The following is an 11,777-nucleotide window of genomic DNA, read 5'->3' as shown; positions in this document are numbered from 1 at the left end:
ATTCGCAGCACCCTCACCCCACTTGAAAGGGAAGTCCTTTGAAGCCTTCACCCTTCTTCCGCACCTCCGCGCGCCTGCTGCTGGCGCTCTCCCTCGCCTTCACGGCGGCCGCCTGCAACGACGACGACGACGACAACACCCCGGACTCGGGCACCAACACCGACGCGGGCACCAACACCGACGCGGGCACGGACACCGACGGTGGCACGACGCCGCCGCCGATGTACGCGTTCGTCGCGCAGGTCAGCGTCGAGGGCAACTCCCAGAGCTACGTCATCCTGACGGAGACGCTGGACCCGGCCACGCCGCTGTCCACCGCCAACGCCACGCAGATCAACGGCCGCGCGCTGGGCTCCGGCATCACGAAGTCGGGCGCCATCTTCATCTCCAGCAGCGCCGGCGCCACCGTCACCCGCTACAACCTGACGGCCAGCAACACGCTGGAGAAGGCCGGTGAGGTCACCTTCGCGGGCAAGGGCGTCACCTCCATCGGCGAGTACCAGAACCAGTTCCAGTTCGTCTCCGAGACCAAGGCCTACTACTTCGACGGCCGCAACTCGCAGGTCATCATCTGGAACCCGAAGGACATGACGCTGACGAACAGCATCTCGCTGCCGGACATGACCGTCACCGGGAGCTCGACGACCTTCGCCTCCAACCCGATCCGCGTGGGCACCAAGGTGCTGATGCCGCTGGGCTGGCGCGCGGGCGCCGCCGTCACCAAGAAGGCGGGCATCATCGTGGTGGACACGGCGAACGACAGCGCGGTGGTGGTGACGGATGAGCGCTGCGGCTACGTGCGCGACGGCATCGTGGGCACGGACAACCAGGTGTACCTGGCGACGGAGGCGTACGGCGCCGCGGAGAAGCGCGTGTCCGGCACCAACTCCAGCGTGCCCACCCCCTGCCTCCTGAAGTTCGACCCGGCGACGAACAAGTACGACACGAACTTCTTCAAGGACCTGAGCACGCTGACGAACGGCGGCGCCACCGGTTCGCTGCTCGCGGGCCCCAACGGCACGGGCTACCTGCGCGTGCTGGATGAGACCGTCTACCCGGTCGCGGCGGACACGGTCGCGCGCACCCTGGCGAGCGCCGTGGCCTGGAAGTGGTGGAAGATCGACCCGGCCGCCGGCACCAACGCGACGCTCGTGGACACGCTGCCGGCCAGCACGGGCAGCTCGTTCCTGTACGAGATGAACGGCCGCACGGTGTTCAGCGAGTTCACCAACAACAGCGGCACCACGAACTACCGCGAGCTGACGGACCTGACCGGCAACCTGGTGGCGACGCACCAGGGCCTGTCGTTCTCCTTCCTGCAGCTGCGCTAGTCCCCGCTTCGTGAAACCGGGCCCCCGTGCGTTCGCGCGGGGGCCCGTGCTTTTTCAGCGCCTGGGCTGGAGGACGAAGACGTCGTCCCCCTTGCCCACGGTGTCCAGCGTCGCGAAGCCGAAGTCGGTCGCACCGCCGAAGAGCCCGATGATTCCGGCCCGGCCGTCCTCCGTCACCGACAGGTCCATGGGTGTCACCGGTCCCGTCGCCACCATCCGCGCCTGCTCGAGCTGTCCATGGGAGCGCTCGATGCGCGCCAGGTAGCCGCCGTCCTGCGTGACTCCCGGCAGCGGTCCCCGCCCGAACCCGAAGGGCTGTCCCGCGGTGTACCGGCCGGTGGCGAAGACATGGTTCTGATGGTCGATGTCCGCGTACGCCGTCCCGTTCCCTATCGCCCCCGCCCAGCGCTCCTCACCCGCGCGCGTGTAGGCCGCCACGAAGCCCTGTGGGCCGAACACGACGACGGGCCTTCCCGCGAAGCTGAAGCTGTTCTGGACGTCACCACTGGTGATGACGCGGTTGCCATTGACGCGGGCCCGCACGCCGAAGGAGTTGGCCCCCGGAATCGTCCGGAGCCACACCCGGCAGCCCTTCGACGAGATGCGCTGGAACCGGGCCATGGCGGTGAATGGCAACACCGGATCCGGTCCAATACCCGCGAGGTAGAAGTCACCCTCGGCGTCCGCGGAGACGTCGTTCAGCAAGCCATGTGAGACCTCGAGGTAGACCCACCGGAGGTCCAGCCCGGGCGTGTAGCTGACGAGGACATCGGCATCCAGGCTGGTAGGGGGAACCGTGACGGGACCGTCCCCGTAGTCGACCGTGCCTTGCTGGTAGGCCGCCATGGCCACGTTGCCAGCGCGGTCCGTCGTGATCGCTCTCGGAGCGATGACGCCGACGAAGCTCTTCACCCACTGCAGGTTCCCCTGGCGATTGAACTGAGCCAGGAAGGCTCCCTCGGGAAGCGGACCGCTGCCCAGATCCAGCCCGCCGGTTTGCCCTCCCCCCACGAGGATGTTCCCGGCCCGGTCGACGTGGAGGGCAGAGACGTTCACCCCGCCGAAGCCCCCTCCAGGCGGAGGGGGAGCGGCGAGCACCTTCGCCCAGACAAGCGTCCCATCAGGCCTGTACTTGGAGATCGCCCCGACAAGCCCGGTGGACGGCCCGATGGGCCCCGTCCCGAAGTCGACGGGGGCGAAGTAATACCCGGCGGTGACGACGTTGCCTTCCCGGTCGTGCTCGATGCCCGTTGGAAAGTCGTCGTCCGCTCCTCGGATTGGCTGCACCCAATAGGGCCGGCTCCTCGCGTCATGCCCCGGAGCCCCGGCCGCGACGGCGTCCGTCTCCTGGACCTCCAGCGCCTCCGCCAGCGTGGGTGCCAGGTCCTTCTCTTCCGGCGGCGCGCCACAACCGGCGAGCCACACCGCCAGCACCGCACCCCACAGCCACGTGCGTCCTGCCATTCGCCGCCTCCTGGGAGCCCGGGACCCAGCTCACCGACGGCGGAAGGTGGAGGCACTGCTCCCAGATGGCATGAGGTCCGGAGGGGAACGCGCGCGTCGGACGGCGCCCATACGACAGGCGCCCGGGGATGAAGCCCGGCGGAACGCTTCCCGCCGGGCCCTCATTCTTCAGCTCACGTGCACATCAGCCACGAGCACTTGCCGGACTGACACTCGCGGCCCGCGGAGCACAGCGACCCCTTGGCGCGCTTGTTCACACACTTGCCGTCGTTCGTGCCCCAGCCGCAGAACTGGTTCGAGGCGCAGTGCGAGTCGGCGGAGCAGGTGCAGACACCCGGGATGTCGCCGCAGTTGTCCAAGGCGCTGCACAGGCTGGACTTGCACTCCTGGTCGAAGCGGCACGTCTCCGACACCAGCTTGGTGCTGGGGGCGTAGGCCTTGCCGCAGATCTTCGGGAACGCCGCCTCACGGGTGGCCTTGGCGACGTAGGGGTCGACGCCACCGGTGTCGATGTCGTTGGCCGCGTCCGCCATGCCGGTGCGGGTGCCGTTGGCGCGCTCCCACATCCGGATGAAGTTCTCCGAGGAGCCCTCCAGGCCCGTGGTGTTGACGCCCAGTTGCTTCAGGTCCTTCACCACGTCCGGCAGGAGGCCCACGTGGGCCAGGCCGTACACGTCGAAGTCGGTGCCCAGCGGAGGCGGGCCGGAGACACGCTGCTGCTCCTCCTGCGCGTCCGCCTCCGCGTGGAAGCCCGCGGAGCACGCGCCGAAGTCACCGAAGCGCGGGCGCGTCTGCTGGATGAAGCCGTTCAGGTCCGCGCCGAAGCCCATGTTGACCTTGAGGCCCTGGCGGCCGAACTCGTACGCCTGCGCGAGCGAGCGCGTGGAGCCCTGGCAGTTGTTGGCCACCGGCGTGCGGTTGTAGTTGCGCGTCTCGTCGTGCGCGGTGCGAAGGCCGAACATGCCGCCCGTCTGGCGCACGTAGCGGACCACCCACGACGGCGTCGTCTTCTCGTTGGTGGCCAGGTCCGGGTTCATGACCTCGCGGAAGTGACCGTGGGAGATGAACAGCGGGTAGTACGTCTGACCCTGGGACAGGGTATAGGCGTCCTGGACGCTCTTCTCGGACATGTGGGCCATGTCGATGAGCATTCCCTTGTTCATCATCTCCTGGACCAGCGCCTTGCCGTCCGCGGTGAGGCCCTTGGTGTTCTTGCAGTTGGCGTCCACGTCGAAGCCGAGCGTGAAGCCGTTGCCCGTGAGGCCGCAGTCCGTGTCGATGTGACAGTTCTCCAGGAACTGGGCCACCTGGAAGATGGCGTTGTGCGGAGCCGCGCCGCCAAAGCGGTTGTCCAGCTGGTGCACGGGCTGCAGCGAGCGCACGCCCAGCGAATAGACGCGGTTCAACTCCGCGCGCCAGTCCTTGGTGCCGAAGAGCTTGCTGGACTCGATGGAGAGCACCATGGCCAGCTTGCCCTGCGCGATGATCTGCCGGGCATGCGCGGGCGACAGGGCAATCTCCGCCCAGTCCGTGCGCGCGTCGAAGTCACGGGCCATCTGGAGCTGGACGTCAACGTCCATCATCTCGTCACAAGGCCGCTTGAGGTTCTGGTACGGCAGCGCCTTGCAGAGGAACTCGTTGCTGACCAGCGACACCATGACCAGGGACATGCCGCCCTGGCGGGCCTTGTTCAGCCAGCCCTCCCACGCCTGCTGATGCGCGATGGTGTCCCAGCGCGGCCACTGGGTGGGCGTCTCCATGCGGCCCAGGTGCAGACCGGTGTCGCCCTGGGTGCCTTCAACCTGGCCGATGATCTCCGACGCCACCGCGCCGCCCACGCCGAAGATGTCGGACAGGACGGGGATGCCGCTCAGGTTCACGCTGCCCGAGTTGGGACAGAGGTTGAGCATGTTGCTCAGGTCCATGCGGACACGCGCGTGGTCGCTCTCCGGCATGCCGCCGTCACAGCTCGCCAGCGTGCCGGTGTGACTTCCGTGGAACCACCCACCGCCGAACGCCTCCTCGGCGAACATGTGGTGGTGCATCTCCGCGAAGCCGGTCACCGCGAGCGGCTGGGCCACCTCCACGGGCGCCTCCACGGGGGCGGCCGGCTCGTCCGTGACGGGCCCGCAGGCCAGCGCGAGCGACGTGGCCGCGAGCAGCGGTGAGAACAAATACCTTGAGACAATTCGGGAGCGACGCGACATGCAATGCACCTCTCTGGGGGGTGGGGCACACTGGGAGTATCAGCCCCGGTTCCAGCTAATCAATGCTTGCGGCCTAAGCACGGTGAGGCATGACATTGACGCGACGCGCAACGCGGGAGGGTTGTCACATGCCCGAGACGTGGCCATGTGTGCCTCATGGCGGCCACCGACACGCTCCCCGACTCTGCGCTCCCGGAGCTGCTGAAGCGCGTGGGCTTCCGGCGGCGTCGGTGGGGGTTCGGCTCGGCCACCCAGCTGCTCTGGAACAGGGTGGAGAGCAACGCCTCGCTCCTCGAGCTGTGCCGGATCCGCCAGGATCTCACCGCCGAGGAGACGGCCATCCTGCGGCAATGCCAGGAGAAGCTGGAGGCCGCGCGGTGGTGCCTGGACAAGCCCACGGGGCGCTGGTCCTTCTCCTTCTGGGAGCTCATCCATGAGGTCGACGGGCTGCTGTTGCTGGTGATGCCCGCGTCCATGCTGGTGCCCCGGGCGCTGGAGATCCAACAGCAGTTCGAGCGCCGGGTGACCGACTCGCGGGCCCACCTCTGGCTCGGCGCGGACAGGGCGAGCGGTCCCCTGCCCCGGAGCGTGCGCCAGCTCACCCGCGTGGACGAGTCCGGAGGCGTTGCTCCCCCGCCCCTCGACGCGGAGGAGTCCCGCTACTGCCGCAGCGTGCTTCGCGGGGCGCTCGACACCGTCAACCAGCAGGTGGACAAGACGTTCTGGCAGCTCTCCATCAATGTCACGTTGCAGGTCTTCAGCACGCTCCTGCTGCTGGCTGTCTTCGTCATCTCCTTCGTGCTGCTGACGCGGGAGTTGATCCAGACCTGGCCGGGGGAGCTGATTCCCCGGGGCCTGCTCCTGGTGGGCTTCGCGGGGGCTTCCGGGGCCATCATCTCCAACATGCTGTCGAAGGAGCGCTTCGTCGTCGCCACGGGGGCAACGGGCCGCTTCTTCGCCTACCACCTGATGGTGAAGCCCGTCATCGGCGCGTTCGCGGCGCTGATGCTCCTCTTCCTGGAGCAGTCCCGCATGCTGCTGTCGGTGGACACGCGGACGGGAAGCACCGGGGTGGATCCCAGCCCTGCCCTCTTCCACATCGTGGTGAGTGACAACCAGGCCGTGTTCTTCACGCTGATGGCGCTGGCGGTCGTCGCGGGTTGGTCCGCGGACAAGCTCCTGAGCTCCATCATGGACAAGGTGCTGGGCCGGCTCCTCGGCCAGTCGGAGAAGGTGCTGCCTCCGTCCAGCTCCGCCAGCACGCCGCCGCCTCGCACGCCGGTGCCAGCGCCGCGGTGAGGCTCAAGTGGGCGCGGAGGCTTCGTGGCGGGGCACGGCCCTCCGGGCGAAGCGGGCCAGCGCGGCCAGCAGCTCGTCCGCCATCTGCAGGGCATTGGGGCGCCAGGGCGCGGTGAAGCGCGCGTCCATGCTCGTCTGGCGGATGTTGGACAGCCATTCGTGCACCACCCGCTCGGAGTAGCCCGCGCTGCGCGCCGCTTCGTGCAGCAGGGAGTACTCGCGCAGCAGGAAGGTGGAGAACGTGACGGGGTCGTCCGCGCCCAACGCGATGGGCACCGGCGGGGGGGCGTTGTCATCCGCGCGCGGGGGGTTGAGCCGCAGGATGGGGTGGTTGCGCAAGTCCATCAGGTTGCCGATGAGCAGGTTGCTGGACGGGTTCACCTCCACGACGGTCCCCCGCGCGCCCACGTGCCGGCGCATCGCGTCCTGCACCGCCCGGAGCGCGTCCACCTCCGACGCATCCAGCGGGATGTCCACCAGCTGCTGCCCCCGCTGGAACACGCGCTCGTCCTCCCGGTAGGCCATGAGGAGGCCGCGGACCTGCTCCGCGTTGAGCACCCGGGTCCAGTTCAGCCGGCGGAAGGTGCGGCTGAAGGCATCCAGCCCCACGCCGCCCTCCTCCCGCGCCAGCGGCGGGCACCAGAGGTTGTGCAGCACGTGGTGCGCCTCGGCCAGCACGTGCGGCGCGATGCAGTCTCCGAAGACGGACTCGGACAGCTCGCGCAGCATGTTCTCCACGCGCTGCGGCCTTCCGGGAGGTGCCTCCGCGGCCAGCGCCGGTGGCAGCCGGTAGTCGCCGTAGAGGCGCCACTCGAAGACCAGGTCCCAGAGCCGGTCCTCGGCCGGCATCATCACCGCGCCCACGGACTCCGCCCACATCCCGGGCTCCACGCCCAGCGCGGTGGCGTGGCCCAGCCGGCCTCCCGTGCGGTCCAGCAGGTAGTGCAGGCTTTCGTAGATGCGGCGCAGGCCCTCCATGAGGTGCCGGTAGTCCTCGCCCACGTGCGACGTCAGCCGGAGCGGTGGAGCGCCCCGGGCCTCCCGCTTCGTCGCGGCGCGCGCGGCGCCCCACCGCACGTAGCGATACAGCGGCGCCAGCACCCACGTGGGCACACTCAGCTCATCCGACGCCACGTCCAGGCCTCGCACCAGCCAGAGCGACAGCGGTACCGCCTTCAGCAGATCCACCAGCGCCTCCACCTGCACCGACTGCGAGGCGAAGTAGTCGGAGAACCGTCCGCCCAGCCGCACGCGGCCCTCGGGCACCGGCTCCGCGTACGTGCCCATGCCGTGCGCGGGCGGCTGCCCCTGCGTCCAGTTCCGGCCGGGGTCCCGGGCCTTGATGAGGTGCATCACCACGCCGAACTCCGGCGGGCGCCCTCCGACGGCGCGCTCTCCCGTGCGGCCCAGCACGCCCCGCCATGACTGCGTGAGGGAGGCCAACTCCTCCGCGATGCGGATGGGATCGTTCGCGAGGCTCGTGCGGACCTCCAGCGCGGCGATGGGTTGGTCACCGCCCGCCACCGCGTAGGACACCTCCGCGCGCACGGCGCGCAGGGGGCGCTTCATCGCGGCTGGCCGGCCATAGAAACGGATGAACCACTGGAGGCCCGCGGTCAGCGGTCGCTGCACGTAGGCGCGGTAGCTGATGCACCGCACGCGCTGGACCTGCCAGAAGAGTCGGTCGAAGTGCACGTCGTGCTCGCCCGCGCGCTCCATGCGCCCCAGGTGGTTCAGACCCGCGCGCACCAGCCAGCGCTCCCCTCCATTGGGGCTGCTCAGGCGCAGCCGCAAGGCCACCGGATCACACCGCCGCCATACTTCATCGAGCGTGGCGGGCGGGTCGGTCACGTTGCGGGCCGCCAGCGGGTGGAGGTCCTCGTAGAGGCCTCGCAGCTCATCCAGCGCCGGGAGGATCTCCCGCCGGCCCCGCGAGAGCGCCTCCAGCGTGCGTGAGAGCACGCGCCGCCGCTGTGGCAGCCATGCCTGGGATTCCGAGAGGCCGCGCACGAAGTCCAGGAGCGAAGGCGTCTCGCGGCGCAGCAGGATCTCCGCGAGGACACAACGGGTCACCGCGGTCGCCAGCAACCAGCGAAGCATCACCTCGCCTTCGTCGAAGGGAAGGCCCGGCCCCGTCAGGGTGCGCGGATCCAGGCCCGCGTCTCCCACGGAGGACAGCAGCGACGCCCACAGGAGCGGGAAGTCCATGCCCGCGCCGACGTGGTGGTGCACCTCCGCCACGCCGCGATCCAACAGGTGGCGCACCAGCAGCGGCGGTTCGATGTCCACGCGCGTGGGAGGCGGCTCCACCGGCACGGCCGCCAGCAGCAGGTCCTCCGGCATCGCAAAGGTGAGCCAGCGGTAGTGCGTCAGCGCCTCCACCGCCTCCGCGCCCGTGCCCTGGAAGATGACGGTGACGCCGGGCCTGCGCTCCAGGTGCGTGTCCGCCAGGTTCCGCAGGTAGTGGAACATCGACACGCCCTTGCGCGGGGCCTGCCGGTGGCTGACGTGGCCTCGCGAGGGAAACCAGAACGCGTCGCGCACGGCGATGATCCGGTCCAACGACCAGCCGCTGGCATGCTCCGACAGGCTCTTCTCGCACTCGCGCCAGAGCGCGCGCGTGGGGCCGCCGGCCTCCGCGTCCAGCGACGGCACCAACTCCGTCACCGCCGATCGGAAGGCCCCGAGGCTCGTCAGCGGGAAGCTGGCGACCTCCGCTCGGACGAAGGCCTCCGGGACGCGGCGAGGTGCCAGGTTTCCCGGCGGTGGGCGTGCGCCCTCGCTGCTCACGGATGATCATCCGGGGACGGCGGGTTCAGGTGGGGCGTCAGGCCCAGCACCACCCCCGCCAGCGGATCCCCGTCGTGGTCCACCACCGCGAACCAGGCGTCCACCAGGGTATCGAGCCAGCCGTAGTACGTCTCCGACGCGCGCCCGCCGCCCGCGCCGAGCGCCTGACGGAGCGACTCCGCCGCGCTGGAGCGGTTCACCGCGTCGCGCACCCGCTGATGCCGGAAGGCCGCCAGCCGGGGCGCCTGGGTGCGCCAGTCCTTCACCAGGATGTCCCAGCCTTCATTCGGACTGGAGACACCGGACGGTTGGCGCAGCAGGCTCCGCGCATCGAAGGCGAGCGCGAACTCCGGCAGCACCTGGAGCGGCAGCATGTCGCGAAGCCAGACCTGCGCCGTCCAGAGCCGATCATACCCGGCGCTGTGCTTACGGATCCGCGTGACGAGCTCCGCCACCGCGTCGCGCACCCACTGTTCATAGCGTTCCAGCGAGAGGGTCAGCCGCGAGGCCTTCAGCACGGACATGGCGCCCTGACGTTCATCGCCCCAGTTCCACTGGCCCATCGCCATTCCGGCCACGGAGCAGATGTTCTCCACCCACGCGGCCTGGATGAAGCGGGCGCGCAGGGTGGCGTCCTCCCCGTCCCCGGCGGTGAGGAACCCCCGGGAGAGTCGCACGAGGAACGCGCGCCACTGCGCGGTGAGGATGGCGAACTCGATGAAGGTGTTCCACGAGGGCGGCGTCCACCAGAACGCGGCCTGGACGAACGGCTCCCCGCGCGCACGGCCCGACCAGAACTCGTGCACGGTGGCGATCATCTCCGGGCTCATCTCCAGGGCAGTCACGTCCGCGCTCAGCACGCGGGGACGCTCGAAGAGCATCAGCACGTCATGCAGGACCATGAACCAGCCGGCGACGTTCGCGGGCAGCGGCGCTTCGCGGCCAGGTACCTCCAGGTCCTCCAGCACCAGCACCACCTCGTGGAAGCGGCGCAGGTGCACCTCCGTGCCCAGCACCCGGGCGTGCGCGCCCGTCCCGTTTCCACCGGGAGCGCGCGGCGGCGCCTGCAGGACGCCGTGGAGGCTGGTGCGCTTGGAGCGGCGGATGGGCTTGCCCGTCAGGTCCAGGCAGACGCGGCCCTGGTCATCCTGACGGAGGATGCGGTGGTGCAGTAGCTCGCTGGCCCAGGCCGGCAGGTCGCTCTCGTCGATGGCGTTGCGGAGCATCTCCGAGGCGATGCGGACCACGGGTTCGCCCTGCTCCGGTGCGGCCCCGGTGGTGGGCGCGGCGGAGCACATGACCTCGCGCCGGACGGCGTGCCACAGGTCCTGCAGGGTGCGCGCGGGCAGCGTGAGCGCGAGTCGTCCCACGTGGTGGAGGAGCGGCTCGTCCGGGCGCGCTTCGCTTTCGCGGGCCTCCGCGTCGTCATTGCGGAGGGCTTCGCGGTAGCAGCGCGCCACGTCGGGCGCGAGGCGGGCTTGCAGGTCGAAGAGATCCGCGAAGGTCTCCAGCACGCGCGACTCCGTCCGCTTTCCGGCCGGGAGTCGCAGGCGCCGCAGCAGCGAGCCCAGCGGCTCACCTCGCCCGTCCACGGGGAAGCGCCAGGCCTCGTGGGGTTCCACCAGGTCCAGCGCGATGCGGTAGCTGGGTGGCAGCGCGCGGCGCAGCGTGGTGGCTGCCTGGCGCCGGGCGATGGCGAGCGTCTCCTCCTGGCCGCGCGCACCGATGCCGGCCTGACCGGAGATGATCAGCTCCTTCTGGAAGGAGCGCTCCATGAAGCGCTGGAACTCCTGGTGTCCGGCGGCCAGGACGAACCAGAGGTGGCGGCTGGCCACCATGCGCGTGAGCTTCACGATGTTGTAGAGGTGCTCGATGCTGCGGTCCACGTTGTCGATGGGCAGCACCAGCAGCACCTGGTCACCGCCGGACGCGCCGAAGCGCGGCATGGACAGCGTGCGCGCCACGTCCTCCATGGCGTCGGCGAAGCGCGGCTGGAAGTTGGCGTAGATCTCCGACGCGCGGATCTGCTGCTCCGCGCGCACGCGGGCATCGGTGGTGGTCGGGATGTCCTCCCACATGAACGACGCGTCGCGGATGAGGTGATCCAACTTTCCCCACGTCTCCTCCGCGCCCTCCTCCAGGATGGAGGACGCCCACCGGGAGGACTCGCCGCGCGCGCCCTTCCCGCGACGGGGTTGATCCAACGCGGCCCGCACGCGGACCAGCAGCGTGGCCAGCAGGTTCGCCTGTGTTGGTACGGGTTCCAGGTCGAGCGGCTCCAGCCAGAGGATGCGCCGCTCCAGCCGTTCGAGCGTCCGCGACAGCGCGGGCACCTCCGGACCGGGCGCCCCGCGCACGAAGGACTTCCAGTCCCGCAGCGCCTGCACGGCGCTGAGCAGGAGGGTCGTCTTACCGGAGCCCCGGGCGCCGGAGACGAGGAGGCTGGTGGAGAGATGTTCGGTGCTGGCCGCTTCCGCGCTGCCCTCGCAGGCCGCCTCCAGCCAGGAGAAGAGCTCCCGGAGTCCCTGGCGGGTGGGCGTCAGCAGGTCGTCCCACGCGAAGGCCTGCGCCTCCGCCTGGGGCGTGGGCAGGTACGGCTGACCCGCCTCCGGGGCATCATGCGGTGTCGTGGCCATGGACCCCGGAGGATGGTCGGGGGACACCGCCGTGCGAATCGCCCTGGAGT

Annotated in this window: 6 protein-coding genes; 2 read left to right on the top strand and 4 right to left on the bottom strand. The window is 69.9% G+C overall.

Annotation, left to right across the window (positions count from 1 at the left end):
- Positions 1–38 precede the first annotated feature (38 nt).
- Complete coding sequence (locus tag D7Y04_RS15455; protein ID WP_121759802.1) at positions 39–1,331, top strand: hypothetical protein; 1,293 nt, start codon at positions 39–41, stop codon at positions 1,329–1,331.
- Positions 1,332–1,385: 54 nt separating this feature from the next.
- Here the strand turns inward: D7Y04_RS15455 and D7Y04_RS15450 are convergent, their stop codons facing one another.
- Positions 1,386–2,795 carry a hypothetical protein gene (locus D7Y04_RS15450; protein ID WP_121759801.1) on the bottom strand — a complete coding sequence of 470 codons (1,410 nt, stop codon included), beginning with the start codon at positions 2,793–2,795 and terminating at the stop codon, positions 1,386–1,388.
- A 173-nt stretch (positions 2,796–2,968) separates the two neighbouring features.
- Positions 2,969–5,002, bottom strand: coding sequence for a membrane dipeptidase (locus tag D7Y04_RS15445; protein WP_121759800.1), 2,034 nt, complete (start codon positions 5,000–5,002; stop codon positions 2,969–2,971).
- A gap of 156 nt (positions 5,003–5,158) precedes the next feature.
- On the opposite strand from D7Y04_RS15445, the gene D7Y04_RS15440 reads away from it, so the two are divergent.
- Complete coding sequence (locus D7Y04_RS15440) at positions 5,159–6,301, top strand: hypothetical protein (RefSeq protein ID WP_147454432.1); 1,143 nt, start codon at positions 5,159–5,161, stop codon at positions 6,299–6,301.
- A gap of 3 nt (positions 6,302–6,304) precedes the next feature.
- Here D7Y04_RS15440 and D7Y04_RS15435 read toward each other — a convergent pair whose 3' ends face one another.
- Together D7Y04_RS15435 and D7Y04_RS15430 are read right to left on the bottom strand one after the other, a co-directional pair.
- Positions 6,305–9,091 carry a hypothetical protein gene (locus D7Y04_RS15435; RefSeq protein WP_120593942.1) on the bottom strand — a complete coding sequence of 929 codons (2,787 nt, stop codon included), beginning with the start codon at positions 9,089–9,091 and terminating at the stop codon, positions 6,305–6,307.
- Positions 9,088–11,727, bottom strand: a complete 2,640-nt coding sequence (locus D7Y04_RS15430) for an ATP-binding protein (RefSeq protein WP_121759799.1) — start codon at positions 11,725–11,727, stop codon at positions 9,088–9,090. The genes D7Y04_RS15435 and D7Y04_RS15430 overlap by 4 nt, the downstream gene beginning before the upstream one ends.
- Positions 11,728–11,777: the final 50 nt, after the last annotated feature.

The organism is Corallococcus sp. AB038B (assembly GCF_003668955.1).
GTDB classification, from domain to species: domain Bacteria; phylum Myxococcota; class Myxococcia; order Myxococcales; family Myxococcaceae; genus Corallococcus; species Corallococcus exiguus.
The sequence above is the reverse complement of the archived record's forward strand: the minus strand, read 5'-3'. Positions and strand labels throughout refer to the sequence as shown.

Coding starts and splice junctions, on each gene's coding strand:
- D7Y04_RS15450 (WP_121759801.1), bottom strand. CDS start 2,795: ATGGCAGGACGCACGTGGCTGTGGGGTGCGGTGCTGGCGGTGTGGCTC.
- D7Y04_RS15445 (WP_121759800.1), bottom strand. CDS start 5,002: ATGTCGCGTCGCTCCCGAATTGTCTCAAGGTATTTGTTCTCACCGCTG.
- D7Y04_RS15440 (WP_147454432.1), top strand. CDS start 5,159: ATGGCGGCCACCGACACGCTCCCCGACTCTGCGCTCCCGGAGCTGCTG.
- D7Y04_RS15430 (WP_121759799.1), bottom strand. CDS start 11,727: ATGGCCACGACACCGCATGATGCCCCGGAGGCGGGTCAGCCGTACCTG.